We start from the raw sequence: 23,307 nt of genomic DNA on the forward strand, positions 1-23,307 counted from the left end.
CTTATCATCAAACGGTATTATAAGTAGCGCCATGAAGATTCTCGTTATTGAAGATGACCGCGAAGCGGCCCGCTATCTGGAGAAGGCCTTCACCGAGGCCGGACATTCCGCCGATATCGCCGGAGACGGCGAAACCGGCTATACGCTGGCCGAGAATGGAAGCTACGATGTCCTCGTAGTCGACCGTATGCTGCCAAAGCGCGATGGCTTGTCCGTCGTGGCTGGTCTGCGCGCCAGGGGTATGGAAACCCCGGTCCTGATCCTTTCCGCGCTCGGCGAAGTGGATGACCGCGTCACGGGCTTGCGCGCCGGTGGTGACGACTACCTGACCAAACCCTATGCATTTTCCGAACTGTTGGCTCGCGTCGAGGTCCTGCAGCGTCGTTCCAGCCCGCGTGAGGCGGACACGATCTACCGCGTCGGTGATCTGGAGCTTGACCGGCTTGCGCATACTGCGCGCCGTCAGGATGTAGATATAACGCTTCAGCCCCGCGAGTTTCGTCTTCTCGAATATCTGATGCGCCATGCCGGACAGGTCGTCACGCGCACGATGTTGCTTGAAAACGTCTGGGATTATCACTTCGATCCGCAGACCAATGTGATCGACGTGCATATCTCGCGGCTGCGTTCGAAAATCGAGAAGGGCTTTGACGGTCCGCTGCTTCATACTGTGCGTGGCGCCGGTTACATGTTGAAGGCAGGGCGAGCGAAACAATCTGCAGCCGCCAAGGTGGATTGATGAGCCGCTTCTCAGCGCTCATGCGCACAACCGCTGTTCGACTATCAACGCTCTATCTGCTGCTCTTCATCGTGGGTGCGATAGCGTTGGTTTTCTACATGACCAATTTATCGGCCTCCATGCTGGCAGCGCAGACCCAGCAGTCGCTGGGCGAAGAAGTCGGCAGCATCGGCAAAAGCTATGCGCGAGGCGGCATCCCGCAGCTCGTGCGCACAATCGACTATCGTTCACGCCAGCCAGGTGCTTACCTCTATCTGGTGGCCGACCCGACAGGCCGCATCCTTGCAGGCAATGTTGAAAGCGTAGAACCCGGTGTTCTGGACACCGATGGCGTTATCGAGCGCGGGTTCAAATATCGGCGCTATGGCGAGCAGGGCACGGAAACGGAACATCGCGCCATTGCAGTCGTTATTGCATTGCCGAACGGCATGCGGCTTCTGGTCGGGCGCGATCTGGGTGAACCAGAACGGTTCCGCGATGTTATTCGCCAGTCGCTGATGCTGGCGCTGGGCATCATGGGTGTTGGCGCGCTCTTGATCTGGCTGGTAGTCGGGCGCCGTGCATTGAAGCGCATTGATGAAGTTTCGCGCGCGTCGCAGCGCATTATGGATGGCGACTTGACCGGGAGGCTTCCGGTCAATGGCTCCGGTGACGAGTTCGATCGCCTGTCAAGCAATCTCAACGTCATGCTCGGCAAAATTCTGGAATTGAACGAGGGGCTGAAACAGGTCTCCGATAACATCGCACATGATCTTAAAACGCCGCTGACGCGTCTGCGTAACCGCGCGGAAGAAGCTCTTTCCGGCAAGAAGGCGGGGCCTGAATATCGTGAAGCGCTTGAAGATATCATTGGCGAGTCGGATCAACTGATCCGGACCTTCAACGCGATCCTGATGATTTCGCGTCTTGAAGCAGGTTATTCGTCCGAAAGTCTGGAGAATATGCCGGTAGCGCCGATCCTTCGCGACGTGGCCGAAATGTATGAGCCCGTTGCCGAGGACGTGGGCGTGAACCTGACACTTGGCGATCTCGATGAAGTTGCGCTTCATATCAATCGCGAACTGGTCGGGCAGACGATTTCCAATCTCGTGGACAATGCAATTAAATATGCGGGTGGTGATGAGCGGACCGCGACCGTGAGTCTTTCGATGGAACGTGATCCGAACTGGGTCCGCATCATCGTTGCCGATAACGGTCCCGGTATTCCTGAAGAAAAACGCGAACAGGCAACGGAACGTTTTGTCCGTCTTGAGGAAAGCCGCACACAGCCGGGCTCGGGACTCGGTTTAAGTCTTGCCAAGGCTGTGATGAAATTGCACGGTGGCGCACTTCGTCTTGAAGGCAATGATCCGGGCCTGCGCGCCGTGCTGGAGTTCCCGTTGCCATCGGACAAGGTCGAATAATGGCGTGACTTAAGAGGGGATCATGGCGGCAGAACACGCAACGGCACTATTCTTCGAGAGAGAGATCCGTGCTTTGACGCCGCTTGATCCCGCAAGGGCGGAAACCTTCCTGGCCGACCTTGCGGCGCGCGCCGGAGAAGAGGAACTTACAAGTGTCGTAGCCTTGTTGAAAAAGGCGGAAGCTGAAAGTTTCTTCTCCGCCGTTCTCGATCTTTCTCCATTCATTCGCGAAGCGCTGATCCGTCATCCGCGTATTCTTGATCGCATCGTCGCCAAGGCGCCGGAGGCTGCACTACATGATATTCTGGCTGAAATCTCGGTCAGTGCTGCAAGTGCAGACGTGACGGAAGCCTCCCTCATGACCAGCCTGCGTGTTCTGAAACGTGAGGCGCATGTTCTTATCGCGCTTTGCGATCTCGCTGGCATTTTCAATACGGAAGCAACGACGGGCTGGCTCACTGATCTGGCGGAGGCCTGCACCGGCGCTGCCGTCCGGTTTCTGCTGCTTGATGCAGATAATGCGGGCAAGATCAAACTTCCTGACCGAAACCAGCCTGACAAGGACAGCGGCTGGATTGTTCTCGGCATGGGCAAGTTCGGTGCGCGTGAACTCAATTATTCGTCCGATATTGATCTCATCGTCTTCATCGATGAAACCAGACCGGCCATCGGCGATCCGTATGAATGCGTCGAAACTTTTTCACGGCTGACGCGCCGCCTTGTCCGCATCCTGCAGGATCGCACCGGCGATGGCTATGTCTTCCGCGTTGATCTTCGCCTGCGTCCGGACCCCGGTTCCACGCCGCTGGCCATTCCTGTCGGTGCAGCACTTCATTATTACGAAGGGCGCGGCCAGAACTGGGAACGCGCAGCCATGATCAAGGCCCGGCCCGTTGCGGGGGACCGCGAATCCGGAAAGCAGGTGCTGGCGGAGCTCTCCCCCTATGTCTGGCGCAAGTATCTCGACTATGCAGCCATTGCAGACGTGCACTCGATCAAGCGCCAGATTCACGCCCACAAGGGCCACGGCGATATTGCCGTGCGCGGGCATAATGTGAAGCTCGGACGCGGCGGCATCCGCGAAATCGAATTCTTCGTTCAGACGCAGCAGCTCATCGCTGGCGGACGATTTCCCGAATTGCGCGGCAACCAGACGGTGCCGATGCTCGCACGACTGGCGGAGCGGGGCTGGATCACCGAGAAGGCGCGCGATGCCTTGGCAAAGGAATATTATTTTCTTCGTGACGTCGAGCATCGCATCCAGATGATTGCCGATGAGCAGACGCATATTCTGCCGGAAGACGATGAAGGCTTTGCGCGTGTCGCTCATATGATGGGTTATGCTGATCCGGCGGCCTTTTCCGATGTTTTTCTCGATGCGCTCAAGGTCGTTGAAAAGCACTATGCGGCCCTGTTCGAGCAGGCTCCCGAACTTGGAAGCTCATCCGGCAATCTGGTCTTTACCGGCGATGTGGATGATCCGGGCACGCTGGAAACGCTCGCGGCCATGGGCTATGAGCGCCCGAGCGATATATGTCGCGTGATCCGCACGTGGCACTTCGGGCGTTATCGTGCCACACAATCGGCAGAAGCGCGCGAGCGTCTGACCGAGCTTACGCCCGCTCTGCTCAAGGCTTTTGCCGAGACCAAGCGCGCGGATGAAGCGCTCTTGCGTTTTGACGGTTTTTTGAAGGGCCTGCCTGCGGGCATCCAGCTTTTCAGCCTGTTGCAATCCAATCCCCGTCTCCTGAACCTTCTCGTGATGATTATGAGCGCCGCCCCCCGGCTTGCCGAAATCATCACGCGCAACCCGCATGTTTTTGACGGTTTGCTCGATCCGGCGATTTTCTCGGAAATGCCGACACGCGCCTATCTGGAAGAACGCCTTCGCGTGTTTCTGGGACCTGCGACCGATTATGAGGAAGTGTTGGACCGGCTGCGCATCTTCGCTGCCGAACATCGTTTTCTGATCGGTATTCGCCTGCTCACAAGTGCCATTGATGGCGTGCGCGCTGGTCGCGCGTTTTCCGATCTGGCTGAACTGATGATCGGCAAGGCATTCGAGGTTGTCGAAGCCGAACTGGAACGACGCCACGGCAAGGTTAAGGGCGCCAAGGTGACTCTTCTGGCTATGGGCAAGCTTGGCAGTCGCGAACTCACCGCCGGTTCGGATGTCGATCTGATCCTGCTTTACGATCACGACAAGGAGACGGATGAATCAGACGGTGAAAAGCCGCTGGCTCCGTCGCAATATTATATTCGCCTGACCCAGCGGCTCATTGCGGCACTTTCTGCGCCAACGGCGGAGGGCGTGCTCTACGAAGTCGATATGCGGCTGCGCCCTTCCGGCAACAAGGGACCGGTTGCCACCCACATCGAATCCTTCAGCAAGTATCAGCGCAGCGAAGCATGGACATGGGAACACATGGCCTTGACCCGTGCGCGCCCGATTCATGGCGACGAGGCGTTTATGAATCACATCAGAAGCGAGATCGACGAGGTTCTTGTCTCTCCCCGTGACGTGAAGAAGATCGCCAAGGATGTGCGCGAGATGCGCGACCTCATCTATCAGGAAAAGCCGCCTGCCGATGATTGGGATTTCAAGCTGAAGCCCGGCGGCATTGTCGATCTGGAATTCATCGCCCAGTTTGCCGTGCTGGCAAACAAGCTCGACCGGAAACCGCGTCCCTTGGGTACAGAAGAAATCCTTTCGGCCCTCGACCCGTCTTTTGCTGATCCGGCGCTTGCCGATAGCCTTGTCGGCGCCCATCGCCTCTATACCAATCTGAGCCAGACGATCCGTCTGTGTCTTGGAAGCGATGCCAAACGTGAAGAATTCATACCCGGCATGATCGACCTGCTATGCCGTGCGGCCGACATGCCAGACATAAAGCGCGTCGAGCATCATCTGGCGGAAGTCGCCGTTGACGTGCGTACGAGTTTTGAGAAGCTTTTGAACATCTAGAGCATTTCCAGCAAAAGTGCGAAGCGGTTTTGCGTGGGATAATGCGATGAAACAAAGACTTAGAGCGGCTCCAGCAGCTCTGTTTTTAACTGGAGCCGTTCTAATCAGGCGGCGTGAATTTCGGCGCTGTGATTGCCTATATGACCTGGCTTGCGATCAGGGATGCAGACCGAAACCACGGTGCCAACGCCTTCGGTTGAGCGAATGCGAAGCCAGCCGCCGTGAAGCTCAGCCAGTGAACGGGTGATGGCAAGTCCGAGGCCGGAACCGGTATGGGTCTTGGTGAACTGGTTTTCCACCTGTTCGAAGGGCTGGCCGATTTTCTTGATTGCCGATTTTGGAATGCCGACACCGGTATCCTGAATAGTCATGAAGAGGGCTGAGCCGGTCTTTCGCGCCCGTACCGTGATCTGCCCGCCATAGGATGTGAACTTCACCGCATTGGAGAGAAGGTTTATGAGCACCTGCTTGATCGCGCGCCGGTCGGCATAGAGCTGCATTGCCTCTTCGATGCGTGTATTGACCGCAATATTCTTCTCATCCGCCTGCAGCGAAATCATGCGTACCGTTTCATTGATAAGCGGGCAGAGATCGATCTGCTCACGGTCGAGCGAGAAATGCCCGGCCTCAATCTTCGACATGTCGAGAATGTCATTGATGACATTAAGCAGGAAGTTGCCGCTTGTATGGATGTCGTTGATGTATTCCTCGTAACGGTCGGAACCGAGCGGGCCGAACGTGCCTGCCTGGATCATTTCCGAGAAACCGATGATCGCATTGAGCGGCGTGCGCAGCTCGTGAGACATATTGGCGAGGAATTCGGACTTGGCACGGTTCGCAGCCTCGGCGCGTTCCTTTTCCTGACCGTATTTGCGGGCAAGTTCGGACAGCTCGCGCACGCGGTCCCGTTCGCCTTTGCGCGCAATCGACAGGTCGTGAATGGTCGCCATCAGGCGGCGTTCGCTGTCGACCAGACGTTCCTGATGCAATTTGAGCTGGGTAATGTCCGTGCCAATGGAAACAAGGCCGCCGTCCTGCGTGCGACGTTCGTTGACCTGGAGCCAGCGGCCATCGCTGAGCTGGCGTTCAAAGGTCTGACCACCGGCGCGGTTATGTTCATTGGCCATGCGGCGTTCGAAAGTGAACGGGCGTGTATGGGCATCAACTTCGTTGCGCGGCACGCCGGGTTTCAGCGTCCAGACGGGAAGGCCAGCATATTCACTGAACTTGGAATTCGCCATGACGAGGCGATTGTTGGAATCCCACAGGATGAAGGCTTCCGAAATATTCTCGATGGCTTCGCGGATGCGCATGTCGGCTTCCGCCGTCTGCTGCGCAAAGCGGTGCTGTTCGCTGACGTCGAAAGCAATGCCGACCAGATGAAGATCGCCTTCGCTGGCGATCTCGGCGCGAACGCGCATCCACACCCATGAACCATCGGCATGGCGCATGCGGAAGACGCGGTCAACGTGCGAGATATCGCCCGCGGCAGCCTGTTCGGCGATGGAATAGAGGTCGCCATCTTCCGTGTTGATGATTGCAGCCACATCGCCGAAAGGCAGCACTGCATCCTGCGCTTCGTAGCCCAGCATCTCATACATGGAGCGCGACCAGTAAATGCGACCGCGTGCCATGTCCCAATCCCACAGGCCGCAGCGACCGCGCCCCAGCGCCAGATCGATACGGCGCTGGATCTGGCCGGAAAGGTCGTCGGCCTCGCGAGCTCGCGCCGCTTGGCTGAAATAGGCGTAAAGGATGGCGAACATCACGCCGGTTGTGCCTGCGAAGAGCGTCACATTGAGCGACACTGCCCGGCGCCATTCCGCAAAGATCGTGCTTTCCGGTTCGACGGCGATAACGGAATAGGGCAGGGTCATCGGCTTGGACAAGGCGCCAAAAGCCGGTTCGCCTTGCAGCATGACTTTCAGCACGCCTGCACGTTCTGCAAACAGGAATAGCGGCTGCGCTTCGGTAAGGATCGTATCGACCGGCTTGCCGGACAGATCGGATATCGGGCCGGATATTGCGACCACGGAGGATTGCGGGTCGATGACGGCAAGCGTCATGCCGGACGAGGACAGCCCACGCGAACGAAACTCGGCTATTGTGTCCTGAATATCCTTCGCGGCGATCTGTGCGCCCGCGTCGGTGCCGTTGGCAACACGTTCGATCATCTGTGCAAGATTGGCGGTTGCAGCCGACAGAAATGCCTTATGCTGTTGCTCGATATCTTCCCGCCACGCCAGCATCGAAAAGACGCGCGCTACGCCGAGAATAATCAGAAAGATAATGATGAGCGCTGGAACGAGGCGTCGCAGGATAGGCTCGATTGAGATGAACTTGCCATAGGCCGGACCAGCAAGAAGACTGACATGGCCCGAAAGCTTGCCTTTCCTTCTTTTCCGACCGGATTCGCAATGCGTCCCCGCCGGCGCGCCATACGCGTCGGTGCTCGCCATATAATGGTCCCTCGTGAATTCCCTGCGAGTGAAGTGATTCGGAATACGCCACCTCCGAATGTCATCAATGAATCAAAAGTGATTCGCGCTGTCCAGCGAATTCGTTAACGAGGCGTAAAAATCAGGGTTTTCATCAGCCGATTTATTCATGAATCTCAAGCTCTTAAGTGGAATCGATATTGCATCTGATTCGCCTAAAGGCATGAAAAGACTCACGAAAGCTGACTGTCCACCGCCTCTGGGTTCATCAGCATGAAAAGGCTCGTTCCGATTGCCGGTTAAGCAGTCGGAGCGAGCAAATCATCACAACGATCAGGATAGGTCGCGAATCAGGCGAGAGTGCGGTCCACGATATCGCGCAGGTCGGTAGACAGTTTGCCCGCGCCCGAAATACGCGCCAGCGCTGCCCTTGCATGTTCGCGGCGGGTATCTTCAAGCGAACGCCAGGAGCGAAGCGCCGTCAGAAGCCGTGCGGCAAGCTGTGGATTTTCCGGATCGATGGACAGGATCGTATCTGCAAAGAACTCGTAGGCCGCACCATCCTTGCGGTTGAAGCCGGTTGGATTGGATGCCGAGAACGAACCAATCACCGAGCGGACGCGGTTTGGATTGTCGAGCGAGAAGAGGGCGTGTTTCGTAAGATCGTGCACGGCCTGCAAGGCTTCGTCGCCGGGACGGCTCGCCTGCACACTGAACCACTTGTCCATCACAAGACCATCCTTACCAAACTGGCGTTCGAAACTTGCCAGTGCGTCCTTTGCCTCGTTCGTATCACCAAAGCGGTGTACCAGCACGGCCAGTGCCGCGAAGCGGTCGGTCATATTATCCGCATTGGCGAACTGGCTGGTGGCCCGTTTCTGGCTTTTCTCGTGACGGCTCAGATAATCGAGCAGCACGTTCCGCAAGGCACGTTTGCCTGCCGCGCCTGCATCTGGCGAGAAGGCGCCGTCCTGTTTCAGGGCATCGTAGAGCGTGGTGAAATCGCCAGCATAACGGGCGGCAATGGCGTCCACGAAATGGTTTCGGCTGGCGAGAATCGCATCCGGATCGACATTGCTGCCCATTTCGCGCGCGATATCGCTTTCGCTCGGCAGCGTGAGGCAGAGCGCGCGGAAGGCTGGATCAAGCGTTTCGTCGGAAGCAACGTTTCCGGCAAGTTCGATGATTTTATCGTCAACTGCCGGTGCATGACCACCGCGGATACGCTTGGCGCCTTCAAGCAGAGCCTGGTTGAAAATTCCGGTCAATGCCTGCCAGCGGGCGACCGGATCGCTGTCGTTCAGGGCCAGGAATGCACGATCATCGTCCGATAGGGGCGCCGACAGGTTTACGGGAGCCGAGAACCCGCGCAACAGCGACGGAACAGAGCGTTCCTTGATGCCATGAAAGACGATCGTTTCGGACGGACGATGCAGATGAATGACGTCGCCGCGCACGTCCCCACCTTCGACGGATGTTGGAACCATATCCTCGCCGTCTGACCCAATAAGACCGTAGGTGATCGGGATATGCATCGGTTTCTTGACCGATTGTCCGGGCGTTGCCGCCAGCGACTGTGCCAGTTCAATCGAGAAGGTTTCCTTCGCAGCATCGTAGGAGAAAGCAGCTTCCACCTTCGGGGTTCCGGCCTGATCGTACCAGAGCGCAAACTGTGAAAAGTCCTGACCGGAAACATCGGCGAAGACCTTGATGAAATCCTCGATTGTTGCGGCTTCCCCGTCATGGCGCTCGAAATAGAGGTCCATGCCCTTGCGGAATAGCTCAGGCCCAATGATTGTGCGGATCATGCGCACGACTTCCGAACCTTTTTCATAGACGGTCGCCGTATAGAAATTGTTGATCTCGCGATATTCGCGCGGGCGTACCGGATGGGCGAGTGGCCCGGCATCTTCCGGGAATTGCTGCGCCTTGAGAATTTTCACTTCGGCGATGCGCTTAACCGGGCGCGAGCGCTCATCGGCGGAGAATTCGTGATCGCGATAGACCGTCAGGCCTTCCTTGAGGCAGAGCTGGAACCAGTCGCGGCAGGTGATGCGGTTGCCGGTCCAGTTGTGGAAGTATTCATGTGCAATCACCGCCTCGATGCCCGCATAGTCAACGTCGGTAGCGGTTTCAGGGTCGGCCAGCACATATTTGTCGTTGAAGACGTTGAGCCCCTTGTTCTCCATCGCGCCCATGTTGAAATCGGAAACGGCAACGATGTTGAAGACGTCGAGATCATATTCGCGACCAAACTTCTCCTCATCCCAGCGCATGGAGCGTTTCAATGCATCCATCGCGTAGAGTGCGCGGCCTTCCTTGCCATGCTCGACATAGATCGCCAGATCGACCGGTTGTCCTGACTTCGTGGTGAAGTGATCCTTCACGACGCCGAGCGATCCGGCAACGAGCGCGAAGAGATAAGATGGTTTTGGGTGCGGGTCATGCCAGATGGCGAAATGCCGGTCCGGCGTGCCTTCGACCGATCCGCTCTCGACCGGATTGCCGTTGGACAGAAGAATAGGAGCGGCTTGTTCGTTAGCGTCAACCCGCACGGTATAGACTGACAGAACATCCGGGCGATCATAATAATAGGTAATGCGGCGGAAGCCTTCTGCCTCGCACTGCGTGCAATAGACGCCGCTTGAACGATAGAGGCCGGATAGCTGGCGGTTGGTGGTCGGATTGATTTCCGTCACGACTTCAAGCGTGAAGCGCTTGCCTTCTGGCAGGTCGCTGATTTCGAGCTGATCGGGCGTTGCGATATAGCTGTTGTCGGTGAGCTGCTTCCCGTCGATGGCGATGCTGACAAGTTTCAGTTCGTCACCATCGAGAATCAATGGCGTACCAGCTGCAGTGCCATCGCGACGCTCAATCGTGAGGGTCGCACGGACGATGGTTTTTTCCGGTTCCAGGGAGAAGTCCAGTTTCGTCTCGGGTATGGCGTATGGGGTCGGACGATAATCTTCGAGACGGAATGTCTGGCCGGTTTCAGTACGCATAGCGAAACTCTCTCCCTGAACTCTCATTGAACTCACGATGTTGGATTCGTACCTAAAATTGTCGCCAAGGGAAACTCAATTCCAGAACAACCAACTGGCCTTTTATGACCGGAGCATTTCCAGCAAAACTGCGAAGCGTCTGCGCGGGGAAATCAGTTCACTGGATTGATTTCTATTCCCGCTTCGATGCGTCGGATAATGCGACAAACAAACGACAGGCGCTTTGCCAAATAATTTTCAGCGGGACCTTTGTGCTACTGGTGCTGTCTCACAAACAGGAATAAGAAAACAGGCGCTCGAATATTTTGGGCGAACCTGCGCTTTGTGTTTTTAAGGAATTGCGTTGTGAACGCTCATGCGAGCGCGCCTGTCGAGGCTGCCCATCTTGAAACCAACCCGATGCTCGGCATCGGTCTCAAAATCGCTTCTGTTGCCGTTTTTGTCGCCATGTCCACCTTGTTGAAGGCGGCTGAAGGCGTGCCTGTCGGACAGTTGATCTTCTTCCGGTCGTTCTTCGCAATCTTCGCTATATTGCTCTATCTGGGGTGGCGCGGGCAGCTTTCTGGCGTGTTCCGCACCCAGAACGGTTTCAGCCATTTCTGGCGCGGACTGGTGGGTGTCTGTTCCATGTCGATGAGCTTTTTCGCTCTCACCAAGCTGCCGCTGCCCGAAGCAATCGCGATCAACTACGCTTCACCACTGATTACCGTCATTCTTGGCGCGGTCATCCTGCATGAAGTCGTGCGGTTTTATCGCTGGAGCGCGGTTCTCATCGGGCTTGGTGGCGTGATGGTTATCATCTGGCCGCGGCTGACGGTTTTTTCCGGCGGTAGTATGGGGCATGACGAGGCCATGGGTGCGTTCGCCGCTCTTGGTGCGGCTATCTTGTCTGCGGTGGCGATGATGCTTGTACGTCGCCTCGTGCAGACGGAACGCACCTCGACCATCGTGATCTACTTTTCCATATCCGCGAGCGTCATTTCCTTGGTGAGCTTTCCTTTTGGCTGGATCGTGCCGAACTGGTCGCAGCTTGCCATGCTGGTCGGTGCTGGTTTTGCCGGGGGCGTCGGCCAGATTCTTCTGACCGAGTGCTATCGCCATGCGCCGATGTCGACGATCGCGCCCTTCGAATACACGTCGATGCTGCTGGGACTAGCCATCGGCTTTCTGCTGTTCGGCGATATTCCGACCTTCGAAATGCTGGCCGGTAGTGCCATCGTCATGGCGGCAGGCGGTTTCATCATTTACCGCGAGCACAAGCTTTCGATTGCGCCCCACAAAGTCAACGCACCGCAGACGCAATGAATTCAGCTTTGACCGGGTGTGCCTTCTGCACGGGGATCGAGCTGCATGGTCTCCGGCGTGGACTGGCCGTCCGGCGTATGGAATTTGTACTCGGTCTTCTGGTCGCTGATCGCCGGGCGCTCGAAGCGACGGATGCGCCAAAAGGCATGCAGGCCGTATAAGCCGTAGGCGATGGCCATGGTTACGAAGAAGCCCGATGCGCCAATCAGATCCATCAACGGGCCGGAAAGGGCAGGCCCGATGACACTGCCCACGCCGTAAATAATCAGCAACCCGCCGGAGACCTTCACGAATTCGCTGGCATCTGCGTAGTCATTGGCGTGAGCGACGTTGAGGCTGTAGATCGGATAAATCACCGAACCGAACAGAAACATCATCGCGTAAAGCGCATAGGGCGAGGTGGGATGGAACAGCACCATCACCATCGACAAAGCAAAGCCGATGACACCGGCGATCACCATGACATAGCGACGATCGACAAAGTCCGATCCTCGTCCGAGCGGGTACTGGAAGATAGCGCCACCGATCATGGCGCAGGCAAGCATTGTGGCGATGCCGAAGGTGGAGAGGCCATTCATCTCACCGTAAATCGCGGCGAGGAAGTTCCAGGTGCCCGCAACGATACCTGCAATCAGCGAGCCAACAGCCGCAGCAGGTGACCGTCGATAAAGTCCCTTCAAATCGAGCGAAACCTGCGTCAGCGGATTGGGTGACTGCGCGCTTGAAAGGGCGGTTGGAAGGAGTGCGCTTGCATAGATGATGGCACAAATGATGAAGAGCGTCTGCGTTCCCGCATCGCCGAACGGCAGGATGTACTGCCCGCAGAGCAGGCCGAGCATAGTGATGATCATATAGATCGAAAAGATGCGACCGCGCGATTCATTGGTTACGCGCTCGTTCAGCCAGCTTTCAATAATCATATAGCTGCCTGCGAGCGAAAAGCCCGCAACGCCACGGAAGATCATCCATGCGACAGGATTGACGACCAGTGCGTGGAAAAGCAGCGCCATCGAAAGCAACGTCGCAAGCGAAGAGAAGACGCGAACATGCCCGACGCGCCGCACCAGATGCGGCACCACAATGCAGCCGATCGTGAAGGCGAGGGAATAGCTCGTACCCATCCAGCCGATGGTCGTGGTCGACCAGCCTTCCATGCCGCCCCGCAGGGGCAGAAGAATACCCGCGAGGCCACCGGCGAGCAGCATCAGAAAGGTGCTTGCAAGCAAAGCGGCTATGGGCAGGAGCTGGCCAGCCATGAAAAACTCCACAGTGAAATCCCATGGGGAAACTGAATTTAGGGCTACTTGTCGCCGAAAGGCGGTTTGGCAAGCGGCGAAATAGAACAAGTTTGCGGCATGTTGGTGACAATGCCGCCTGCGTCGCCTGCCGATGCCACTGAACTAAAAAGATTTCAACTCATCAATTCGGCCAATTTCAGCTTCACAGCCAGAAAATCGCGCCATGCAAAACGCTTTTGTGCCGGCGTTCGTAGAAGATAGGCCGGGTGCAGGGTCGGCATGACAGGAATTTCGAGGCCGTTGGGCGTATGATGAATTTTCCAGTTGCCGCGCAGGCGAAGGATGCCTTCCGTCGCGCCGGTGAGGGCCTTGCCCGCAGGACCGCCCAGGGCAACCAGAACTTTCGGTGAGGCAAGCTCGATCTGTCGTTCGATGAATGGCCGACAAAGTTCCGTCTCAAGCGGTGTCGGCGTGCGGTTGCCGGGCGGACGCCACGGGATCGTGTTGGCGATGTAGACGCTTTCTCGCTTCAGGCCGATGGATTCGATCATGCGATTGAGAAGCTGTCCGGATTTTCCGACAAACGGCAATCCTTCCATATCCTCATCCCGTCCGGGCGCTTCACCGATGAACATGATGTCGGATGACGGATCACCATCGGCGAAACAAAGGTTCTTCGCCGTGAATTTCAGGTTGCAGCCGTCGAATGCCGCAAGCTTCTCCCGCAATTCTTCCAGCGTTGAAGCCTGTGCCGCCGCTTCGCGTGCGAGCGCAATCTGCGCCGTATCGGGAAGGTCGGCTGCGGCTTGCACAGGCTTGCTGGTGGGGGCGGGTGCCGGCGCTGGGCGCGGTTGTTGCTGCCGGGCGCGCTCAGGTGAATTCGGCATCTGCGCGGTTGGCTGCGAAGAGGCAGGGCGTTGAGGCTCTGCAAACCGGTCTATCGGCGTTTCGGAAAGCGGCATGTCAATGCCTGCCTCCGCATAGAAGCGGAGCAAACCTTCAATATCCAGCGTTTCGCGATTATCAGCCATTATCTACCTCACCTCTGAGGTGGCGAATTTTGCAGGTGAATGCAAGAGCCCGGTTTGGATTTAGGGTTCGTTTGGCCTGTTAGTGACAGTTCATACCCTGTTTGATGCGCATATAACCAGGCAAGGTGCGAACATGGTCCTGACATGACATGAGGACATGCTTCTTCTACCATCACAAACAAATCTTCATCGCGGCTTCTTGAATGGAATGAATTTGACGTTTACGTTAAGGTAAATCAATTTGAGGACGTAGGATGCCTGTTTTGGACAATTGGACGCATTTGCGACAGTCTCCAACTCTGCGACAGGGTAAGGCAGAATACGGGGAAACGGCGATCTTTTCGTACCGCCAGTGCTGACGGGCAGTCGGTTCATGGGTATTCGCGATTAGATCATGCACAAAAACAATTGGATGCGTCGTCTGGGCTACCTTAGTGAGAAGACGATGTTACACCGGACGGAGGGATGAATGTCTGAAGCCCCAGAATATGCGAACCAGGAGCTTCCCGAACGCGAGAGCATGGAATTCGACGTTGTGATCGTCGGCGCAGGCCCTGCGGGCCTTGCTGCGGCAATCCGTTTGAAGCAGGCGAATCCCGAGCTGTCCGTCGTCGTCCTCGAAAAGGGCGGGGAAGTCGGCGCGCATATTCTTTCCGGCGCTGTCGTTGATCCGGTGGGTATCGACCAGCTCCTGCCGGGCTGGCGCGAAGAAGAGGGGCACCCTTTCAAGACGCCGGTTACTGCCGATCATTTCCTCGTGCTGGGGCCCGCAGGTTCAGTGCGCCTGCCGAATTTCGCGATGCCGCCTCTGATGAGCAATCATGGCAATTACATTGTGTCTCTGGGCAATGTCTGCCGCTGGCTCGGCACCAAAGCCGAAGAACTTGGCGTAGAAATCTATCCGGGCTTTGCAGCAACCGAAGTGCTCTACAATGACGAGGGCGCGGTCATCGGTGTCGCCACTGGCGATATGGGCGTCGAGCGCGACGGAACGCATGGTCCGAACTACACGCGCGGCATGGCGCTGCTCGGCAAATATACGCTGGTCGGCGAAGGCGCGCGCGGTTCGCTTGCCAAGCAGCTGATCACCAAGTTCAAGCTCGACGAAGGCCGTGAACCGGCGAAATACGGTATTGGCCTCAAGGAACTATGGCAGGTTGATCCTTCCAGGCACAAGCCGGGTTTGGTCCAGCACTCCTTCGGCTGGCCGCTCGACATGAAGACGGGCGGCGGCTCGTTCCTTTATCATCTGGAAGACAATATGGTTGCGGTCGGCTTCGTGTTGCATCTCAACTACAAGAACCCGTACCTGTCGCCGTTTGAAGAGTTCCAGCGTTTCAAGACGCATCCGGCCATCAAGGACGTCTTCGAGGGTGGCAAGCGTCTTTCCTATGGCGCACGTGCGATTACCGAAGGTGGCTTCCAGTCGGTGCCAAAGCTGTCGTTCCCCGGTGGAGCGCTCATCGGCTGCTCGGCTGGTCTGGTCAACGTGCCGCGCATCAAGGGCAGCCACAATGCGGTTCTTTCTGGCATTCTCGCTGCCGACAAGATCGCCGAGGCAATTGCCGCAGGCCGCGCCAATGACGAGCCGGTCGAGATCGAGAGCAATTGGCGTTCAAGCCTGATCGGCACGGATTTGAAGCGGGTGCGCAACGTCAAGCCGCTGTGGTCGAAGTTCGGCACGATTGCCGGCGTGGCGCTCGGTGGTCTCGATATGTGGACCAACCAGCTTTTCGGTTTCTCCATCTTTGGAACGCTGAAGCATGGCAAGACCGATGCGCAGTCGCTTGAGCCGGCTGCAAAACACGCGAAGATCGATTATCCGAAGCCGGATGGCGTTCTGACCTTTGATCGTCTGTCGTCGGTGTTCCTGTCGAACACGAACCATGACGAGAACGAGCCTGTGCATCTTCAGGTTCGCGACATGAAATTGCAGCAGACTTCCGAACACGACGTCTTCGCTGGTCCGTCGACGCGTTACTGCCCTGCGGGTGTTTATGAATGGGTGGATGCCGACGGCAACTCCGCAGCTGATCCGCAGGCAAAGGATGTGCGGTTTGTCATCAACGCTCAGAACTGCGTGCACTGCAAGACTTGCGACATCAAGGACCCGAACCAGAATATCAACTGGGTTCCGCCACAAGGTGGTGAGGGACCTGTTTACGTGAACATGTAATGTTTACGTGATGACACGAGAAAAAGGCGGTCTGGGACCGCCTTTTTTATTGCAGCATGACGGACTGGGTTTCCGGTTCTTCTTCATCTGGCCGAACGGGTGGTGGAACGGAAAAATCGAGCCGCACTGGCAGATGATCGGAGCCGGCATCTTCGCGAGCCGAAACCTCCGCCCCTCCGATTTCAGGGCTTACGAGTATCTGATCAATCGGCAGGCCGATATAAGGAGCGAGCTTAACAGGCAGTAGGTGCGTCATCCACGTGCCGCCAATACCGGTCATATGGCGGGTGCCTGAGGCACGTTCGACGCGGCGAACGGCATTGCTCCACGGCGCTGCATTGAAGTCACCGGCGACGACCAGAGGGCCTTTCAGCTTCTGCAGTTCTGGTTCGATGTAGCGGAGTTGATAGGGCTGCCAGCGCGGCCATGGCCATGAAAAGTGCAGTGCTGCGACATGCACGGTCGTTCCGCCGAAATTGATCGGCGCAATTGCGAGCAAACCATCGCCGACACAGGCCGTCTGTGCATCTTCGCTGAAAGGCCGCTTCGAAAGGATGCCCACGCCCCATGTGTTGGGATCATCAGCACAATTGAGATGGTAGGGATAGGAGCCTTGGAGAATGGTGAGCCACTTGGTCCATTGGTCGCTCGCCTCCTCATAGGTGATGACGTCCGGCTTCTCCCGCGCGATCATCTGGAGAATGCGTTTCGGTTCGGGATTGTCTTCGCGCAAATTGATCTGGACGAGACGGTAGCGTGCGCCGCCTTGTTCCTGCGCATGGGCGCCGGTGGAGCCGCTCAGGAAATCGCGTGCAGCACCAACAGTCGTGCTTAGAGCCATGACGGCAAAGAGTAGCAGCATCGCCGCCTCACGCCGCATCTTGGTGAAAAGCAAGGGAATGGTCAGCACTGCCAGCAGGACGGACAGATGAGCTCGAAAATGCGAAAAGGAATCGAGAGCCGGGTGCACCGCTCCAAGAAATCCCAGCACGAGCGGAACCGACAACGCGACAGCAGCCAGCAGCAACAGGAATGAAAGGTTCTCACGGCTTTTCGACATGAAATGCCTCTAGCTATCGAATACGGCGCGATGATGGAGGTGAAGGCAATTGGGAAGTTGGGAAATAAGGCAGTATGCTAAGAGCATCATATGTTGCTAACCAACATATGGCCCTACTGCCTTACTACCCTATTCCCCTAGTGTCACTGGAAAGCCGTCTCGTAGAAGCTGCGAAGCTTGCGGGAATGCAGCCGCTCATCCGGCATGGCCGCGATTTTTTCCATCGCGCGGATGCCGATGCGCAGATGCTGCGCCACCTGCCGCTTGTAGAATTCGGTCGCCATGCCCGGCAGTTTCAGTTCGCCGTGCAGCGGTTTGTCGGAAACACAGAGCAGGGTGCCGTAAGGCACACGGAAACGGAAACCATTGGCCGCAATTGTCGCTGACTCCATATCAAGTGCGACAGCACGCGCCTGCGAAAGACGCTGGACCGGGCCGCGCTGGTCGCGCAGTTCCCAGTTGCGATTATCGATGGTCGCGACCGTGCCGGTGCGCATAATCTGTTTCAAGTCATATCCCTCGAGACCGGTGATTTCCTCGACGGCTTCTTCCAGCGCAACCTGAATTTCCGCAAGTGCCGGCAATGGCACCCAGACGGGCAGATCGTCATCGAGAACATGATCCTCACGCATATAGGCGTGTGCCAAAACGTAATCGCCAAGCTGTTGGCTGTTGCGAAGGCCAGCGCAATGACCAAGCATCAACCAGGCGTGGGGGCGAAGCACCGCAATATGGTCGGTTATGGTCTTGGCGTTGGACGGTCCCACGCCAATATTGACCATCGTGATGCCCGAATGGTCGCCCCGTTGCAGGTGATAAGCTGGCATCTGCGGCAGTCGGGGCAGAGGGCTGCCACTGCTTGGTTCGGTCTCGCCCGCGCGCGTAATCAGATTGCCCGGTTCAACGAACTGTTCATAACCGCCGCCGCCTTCTGCCATCAATTCGCGCGCATAGGCGCAGAACTCGTCCATATAAAACTGGTAGTTTGTGAACAGCACGAAGTTCTGGAAATGCGCCGGGCTTGTCGCCGTGTAGTGCGCCAGCCGATGCAGTGAATAATCGACGCGCTGGGCAGTGAATGGTGCAAGCGGCATCGGTTCGCCGGGGGCGGGCTCGAAATCGGCATTGACGATCTTGTCGTCGGTCGCCGCCAGATCGGGTACATCGAACAGATCACGCAGCGGATGCGTGAAGGCGTTGGCGACGGAAGCCTCGACATAGGTGCCTTCCTTGAAGGCAAAATGGATCGGGATCGGCGTCGACGATTCCTTCACGGTCACGGTCACACCGTGATTGCGCATCAGGAGGCGAATCTGCTCGTTCAGATAATGATCGAACAAGTCGGGCCGCGTGATGTTTGCGGAATAATCACCTGGCGTCGAGACATGGCCATAGGCCAGCCGTGAATCCACATGAGCGAAGCTGGATGTGGATAGACAGATCTCGGGATAATAAGCGCGGTAACGCTGCGGTGGAATTTCGCCGCGCGCAACCTTCTCGAACGCATCGCGCAGGAAGGCGGTATTGCGATCATATAGTTTTTGCAGGGCGGCAACCGCCGCACCGGCGTCGTTGAAAACCTCCGGGTCAACAGTCGGAGGTGTTTTGATCTCGGTCAAAAATGGATGTTCGATTCGCTGTGTCATGGCCTAGTGTCGTGATCTCGAAGTTCGCCTGTGTTTCGATATCGTAGTCGTAAGCGAACTTCGAGATCGAAACGACACTAGGAAACCAAGCTGCTAGTGTCCTTTTGATTCTGAAATTTGCATCTCGCTTGATATCATTCCTAATGCAAATTTCAGAATCAGGACACTAGTATAGCAAAACCGATGACCGTTACATGACCCAGTTTATGCGGCGCGCTGCAGGCTTACATAAAGTACGAGGCCGACGCCGCTCATCTGGGAATGCTGGCCAATCTGCGTGTAGGCGAAGGTGGCTGCCGGACCGGTGAAAATGGCGGTGAAAAAGAAAACCCGAAGGGCGATTGCGGCGATGGTCCGGGTTTTTTTCATGGCCGCTCTCCGACAGGCTTCTGGGTGAACGCGGCGACAGGTCCGATTACCGGTTGATCCCGGTAGAGGTTGTACCTCTGGTCAGCGAAAATGCTGGCAACTGCGGCAAAGCCAGCGATCATCAGGCAGACAATTGTTAAACGTCGAAGCATACCGGTTGGCCCCCAAAGCCGTAATGATTTCTGTTCTCCCTCATCAATTTAGCCATTGCGCCTGAACCCTCCCTGAGAGGGTCGTTCATGCGGCGTTCAAAAATATTGATGTTCCGTTTATTGCGGTGTGTGGCTCTTGTGCCTGCTGGAAAGGGACTTATGTTTTCCATCATTGGAATGCGGGAACATAAGTCCCGCTCAACGTCAGGATCAGCGGGAGAGAGCCCATGGCCGAACAGACCAAGCCCATCGAGTTGTATTATTGGCCGACACCGAACGGTTTCAAGATCAGCATTATGCTGGAAGAGCTGGGCGTTCCCTACGAGGTCAAGTATGTCAATATCGGCAAGGGCGATCAGTTTCAGCCGGACTTTTTGAAGATTGCTCCTAACAACCGTATGCCCGCCATCATCGATCCGGAAGGGCCGGGCGGCCAGCCGATCTCGGTGTTCGAGTCTGGAGCTATACTGCAGTATCTCGGGCGGAAGTTCGGTAAGTTCTATCCGACCGACGAACGCAAGCGCGTCGCAGTTGACGAATGGCTGATGTGGCAGATGGGTGGCCTCGGCCCGATGTCCGGGCAGGCCGGGCATTTCCGTGTCTATGCGCCGGAAAAGGTTCAGTACGGCATCGACCGCTATACCAACGAGGTTAACCGTCTCTATGGTGTGTTGAACACGCAGCTTGAAGGCAAGGAATACATTGCAGGCGAATATTCAATTGCCGACATGGCTTCGATCGGCTGGATCAATGCCCATAAGAACTACGACCAGAACCTGGATGATTTCCCGAATCTGAAGCGCTGGCATGAGACAATGAATGCGCGCCCTGCGGTTCAGCGTGGTCTGCTTGTCGGGAAAGAAGAGCGAGAAAAATCCAATCTGGCGACGGACAAGGAAGCCCAGAAAATTCTCTTTGGCCAAAAGGCACGCTGAATAAGCGATCAAAAGAAAGGGCAGCTTCGAGGCTGCCCTTTCTTATTCTGGATGCCACTGAATATTACTGGCGCGTGAGGCTCTCGCTCTTGCAGATCAGGCCGCCCATCACGCAGCCGGAAAGTGAAAGCGTGTTGCCCTTGACGCTGGCTTTGCCGGTATAGGTTTTGCCCTCGTCGAGCTTGTTGACCTCACCCTTGTAGCTGCCGCCCGTGCCTGACATCGTGCCGATGGACTTGCCCTTGTACTCGCCGGTCTGCACCGTACCGCAGAACTTGTTGGCGCCGCAGGACGCATAGCTGATGATCGTGCCGTTCGGGCGCTTCCACGTGCCGACGATCCCTTCGTCGGCAAGGGCAGGGGCGGCAAAAGTGGCTGCAAGCGTCATTCCAAGAATAAGTGTGCGGATCATTCTTTCCTCCCAAATCGCCGCCAGTCCCGGCTTTGCCGGTCGCAACGATGAAACCGCTGTGATGCGTTTTGAAGTTTGAGACAGAAGCCCTCCTCGAACATCCGTCAAGCTTACGCAAACGTAAACGTAAACCAGTTTTTGGCGAAGCGGAAGAGGGATATTTGTGTCTCGCTTGGCACCTGAAATACTGCCCTTTTTACACACACAGCCGCATTCGAATGTTGTCTATAGTTAGCAACTGGTTTCGTTCGACCGTGCGGATTTGAATCGAATTTTTGCAAAAATCAAGCAATCGGCGACACTTGCATGTTTAACAAAATCCCAAGTTTACCCCTTGTTCGGATTTTGTTGGTTGCTCGTTAAGCATCTGGTTTAACGCGCATTTCAACCCTTTCCCGTAGATTTGAGAGCATGAACGGAACGACAGAGACGGCAGTTTCAAAGCAATGAAATCAGGCTTTGAAAATAAAGACTGGACGGTTCTCGGGATTTAACAGGGACAGAGAAAAATGGCACAGTTTCAGAGCTTCTCGAATACGCACAACGCAGTCGCACAGGATCGCATTCTTCTCGAAATGGGCATGAAATTTGCCATCGGCCGTGATTGCGAGATCGACGTGGTGGAAGCCCACAAGTGGCTGAACATTGCCGCCATCCGCGGCAGCGAGAAGGCCGCCCGTATGCGCAATCAGGTGGCAGCGACGATGAGCAAGGGCGAACTGGCAGCAGCGCTGCGCGGTGCGCGTGAGTGGATGACCGCCCACTGACTGGCAAGATAGTCGTTATGAAAAAAGCCGCCTTCAAGGCGGCTTTTTTGTTGACTCAGCTTATACCGAGATACCGGCCCGGTTTGTGGTTGATTGCGATGATGAGGTTCATGGCAATCGCTCCGATCAGGGAAAGCACCATGTTTTCCCACGGGATAAAGAACAGCGAGATCAGCATGATAAGGACATCGAGGCCGAGCTGAAACCAGCCGGCTCTTATCCCATAAGCGTCCTGTAGATAGAGCGCCAATATATTGACGCCGCCGACGCCGGAGCGGTGCCGGAAAAGTGCCAGCACCCCCATACCCATCAGGGTGCCGCCCATGAGTGCTGCGAAGAGCGGATTGACGCTTGAGAAATCGACACTCATGGGCATCAGTCGAGCAAAGCCCGACATCATGGCCACTGCGACAAAGGTTCTGATGGTGAACGCCCAACCCATTCGACGCACGGCGAAATAATAGAATGGCAGATTGATCAGGAAATAGAGCAATCCGAATTCCGTGCCTGTTGCATACTGGATGAGAAGGGCGATACCAGCCGTGCTGCCGGTCATCAGCATAGCCTGACTATAAAGCGTAATGCCGAGCGCAATGAAGGACGTGCCGATCAGCATAGCCATCGCATCTTCATAGAGGCGGTGACGGTCTGATGCGGCGGCTTTCGACGCATCGATGAGCGGGGCGGCGTTATCAGCGATATCGGCCACGTGGAAACTCCAGAACAGCGAGAAGCCGGTAATCCGGCAAATAGATTACGGTGCCGGAATGAATTCCGGCTTGTCATGCATTCGCGCTGTGCAGAGGGTTGGGTCAAAGCACGCGGCGTCAAGTCTTGGGAGACGGTTAAATATAACAGCGGTTTCGACGCTTCGCACCGCTTGAAATATTGTTATTTCACGGTCGTGTTTGTAGATTTATCGCAATTGCGACGGCTGTTTGTTTTGATTTATTTCGTGCGTCATCTGCGCGAGGAAGCGTTTGACGTCAAGCGGGCTGCGCAAATGACGCTTGGCGAGATGCTGAGGCGCACCTTCCAGAAAGGCCAGTGCGCGAATGCGACCGTTCTTGCGATAGCCTGCCACCCATTTCAGGAAGCCCCAGTCGAAACGCTCCACACAACCTTCCGCCATATCCGGGCGTGAGCGTCCGTAATGGATTATGGTTCTTTTGAATACACGCCACAGGCGACGCACGGTCGATATATCGAGAAAAACGAGTATCGGCTCGCGATGCACGATAAATCATAGTTTCGCTATGATTGCCCTCGAATATCCATGTGTCCTGATCTGCTGCTTCGTTGGTAAGACGGCCGATCTCGTCACGCGGGCGCATTATCCAGCCCGGTTGCCAGTAGAGGGTATCGATATGAATGACCGGTAAGCCGGTAATCTCGCCTAGCCTACGCGCAAGGCTTGATTTTCCCGAACCGGCGCCGCCTATGATCATGATCCGCTCTATCACCTGCATCGTCTCCGGATTTTAACTCTGTTCGAATAAAAATCGGACATGAGGTAGGAAGTACTATAATTTTACTTCATGGCACCTGCATGACCATAACGAGCAAAGAAAGCCCGTTAGAAAATTTGTATTGAGCTGAAGGTAATATTCACCGAATGATTGACAGTCAACTTTGTGGAGCGCAATGTTGGCGTATAAACGGAACGGGT

Annotated in this window: 17 protein-coding genes; 7 read left to right on the plus strand and 10 right to left on the minus strand. The window is 56.2% G+C overall.

The window, feature by feature from the left end; genetic code table 11:
• The first annotated feature begins 31 nt into the window (after positions 1-31).
• The 3 genes from KWJ32_RS19775 to KWJ32_RS19785 are packed head-to-tail and all read left to right on the plus strand — an operon-like array spanning position 32 to position 5,107.
• Entirely contained in the window at positions 32-739 is a 708-nt protein-coding gene (locus KWJ32_RS19775; protein ID WP_010661601.1) for a response regulator transcription factor, read from the plus strand.
• Positions 736-2,142 carry a HAMP domain-containing sensor histidine kinase gene (locus tag KWJ32_RS19780; RefSeq protein ID WP_029376305.1) on the plus strand — a complete coding sequence of 469 codons (1,407 nt, stop codon included), beginning with the start codon at positions 736-738 and terminating at the stop codon, positions 2,140-2,142. Before KWJ32_RS19775 ends, KWJ32_RS19780 begins: the two co-directional genes overlap by 4 nt.
• Before the next feature lie 22 nt (positions 2,143-2,164).
• Entirely contained in the window at positions 2,165-5,107 is a 2,943-nt protein-coding gene (locus KWJ32_RS19785; protein WP_256886185.1) for a bifunctional [glutamine synthetase] adenylyltransferase/[glutamine synthetase]-adenylyl-L-tyrosine phosphorylase, read from the plus strand.
• Between the two features lie 104 nt (positions 5,108-5,211).
• Here KWJ32_RS19785 and KWJ32_RS19790 read toward each other — a convergent pair whose 3' ends face one another.
• Both KWJ32_RS19790 and pepN read right to left on the minus strand, forming a co-directional pair.
• A complete protein-coding gene (locus KWJ32_RS19790; RefSeq protein WP_040129550.1) occupies positions 5,212-7,566 on the minus strand; it encodes an ATP-binding protein in 2,355 nt (784 codons plus the stop codon).
• A gap of 329 nt (positions 7,567-7,895) precedes the next feature.
• The gene (gene pepN, locus KWJ32_RS19795) at positions 7,896-10,547 is read right to left on the minus strand and encodes an aminopeptidase N (RefSeq protein ID WP_151615918.1); all 2,652 of its coding nucleotides are present in this window, start codon (positions 10,545-10,547) and stop codon (positions 7,896-7,898) included.
• A 345-nt stretch (positions 10,548-10,892) separates the two neighbouring features.
• Between pepN and KWJ32_RS19800 the strand changes: the two genes are divergently transcribed.
• Positions 10,893-11,852, plus strand: coding sequence for a DMT family transporter (locus KWJ32_RS19800; RefSeq protein WP_012092434.1), 960 nt, complete (start codon positions 10,893-10,895; stop codon positions 11,850-11,852).
• A gap of 2 nt (positions 11,853-11,854) precedes the next feature.
• Here the strand turns inward: KWJ32_RS19800 and KWJ32_RS19805 are convergent, their stop codons facing one another.
• Both KWJ32_RS19805 and KWJ32_RS19810 read right to left on the minus strand, forming a co-directional pair.
• The gene (locus KWJ32_RS19805; RefSeq protein ID WP_010661607.1) at positions 11,855-13,108 is read right to left on the minus strand and encodes an MFS transporter; all 1,254 of its coding nucleotides are present in this window, start codon (positions 13,106-13,108) and stop codon (positions 11,855-11,857) included.
• Between the two features lie 155 nt (positions 13,109-13,263).
• Positions 13,264-14,121, minus strand: coding sequence for a uracil-DNA glycosylase (locus KWJ32_RS19810; RefSeq protein WP_094513285.1), 858 nt, complete (start codon positions 14,119-14,121; stop codon positions 13,264-13,266).
• Positions 14,122-14,590: 469 nt separating this feature from the next.
• Between KWJ32_RS19810 and KWJ32_RS19815 the strand changes: the two genes are divergently transcribed.
• Positions 14,591-16,297 (plus strand): electron transfer flavoprotein-ubiquinone oxidoreductase, encoded by a 1,707-nt coding sequence (locus tag KWJ32_RS19815; protein WP_036585810.1) that lies wholly within the window; start codon positions 14,591-14,593, stop codon positions 16,295-16,297.
• A 46-nt stretch (positions 16,298-16,343) separates the two neighbouring features.
• Here KWJ32_RS19815 and KWJ32_RS19820 read toward each other — a convergent pair whose 3' ends face one another.
• From KWJ32_RS19820 to KWJ32_RS19830, 3 genes are all read right to left on the minus strand, one after another.
• Complete coding sequence (locus KWJ32_RS19820; protein ID WP_012092431.1) at positions 16,344-17,357, minus strand: endonuclease/exonuclease/phosphatase family protein; 1,014 nt, start codon at positions 17,355-17,357, stop codon at positions 16,344-16,346.
• Between the two features lie 143 nt (positions 17,358-17,500).
• Entirely contained in the window at positions 17,501-19,003 is a 1,503-nt protein-coding gene (locus KWJ32_RS19825; RefSeq protein WP_040129540.1) for an AMP nucleosidase, read from the minus strand.
• 204 nt (positions 19,004-19,207) lie between these two features.
• Positions 19,208-19,372, minus strand: coding sequence for a hypothetical protein (locus KWJ32_RS19830; RefSeq protein WP_167387075.1), 165 nt, complete (start codon positions 19,370-19,372; stop codon positions 19,208-19,210).
• Between the two features lie 379 nt (positions 19,373-19,751).
• Here KWJ32_RS19830 and KWJ32_RS19835 point away from each other — a divergent pair, with 379 nt between their 5' ends.
• Positions 19,752-20,459 (plus strand): glutathione binding-like protein, encoded by a 708-nt coding sequence (locus KWJ32_RS19835; protein ID WP_012092429.1) that lies wholly within the window; start codon positions 19,752-19,754, stop codon positions 20,457-20,459.
• Between the two features lie 64 nt (positions 20,460-20,523).
• Here the strand turns inward: KWJ32_RS19835 and KWJ32_RS19840 are convergent, their stop codons facing one another.
• Positions 20,524-20,871, minus strand: coding sequence for a DUF2147 domain-containing protein (locus KWJ32_RS19840; RefSeq protein ID WP_010661613.1), 348 nt, complete (start codon positions 20,869-20,871; stop codon positions 20,524-20,526).
• A gap of 509 nt (positions 20,872-21,380) precedes the next feature.
• On the opposite strand from KWJ32_RS19840, the gene KWJ32_RS19845 reads away from it, so the two are divergent.
• Complete coding sequence (locus KWJ32_RS19845) at positions 21,381-21,638, plus strand: hypothetical protein (protein WP_010661614.1); 258 nt, start codon at positions 21,381-21,383, stop codon at positions 21,636-21,638.
• 55 nt (positions 21,639-21,693) lie between these two features.
• Here the strand turns inward: KWJ32_RS19845 and KWJ32_RS19850 are convergent, their stop codons facing one another.
• Positions 21,694-22,260, minus strand: a complete 567-nt coding sequence (locus tag KWJ32_RS19850; RefSeq protein ID WP_308448015.1) for a YitT family protein — start codon at positions 22,258-22,260, stop codon at positions 21,694-21,696.
• Positions 22,261-22,554: 294 nt separating this feature from the next.
• Positions 22,555-22,875, minus strand: a complete 321-nt coding sequence (locus tag KWJ32_RS19855) for a hypothetical protein (protein WP_235823002.1) — start codon at positions 22,873-22,875, stop codon at positions 22,555-22,557.
• Between the last annotated feature and the right edge of the window lie 432 nt (positions 22,876-23,307).

It is taken from the genome of Ochrobactrum sp. BTU2 (genome assembly GCF_024539785.1).
GTDB classification, from domain to species: domain Bacteria; phylum Pseudomonadota; class Alphaproteobacteria; order Rhizobiales; family Rhizobiaceae; genus Brucella; species Brucella anthropi.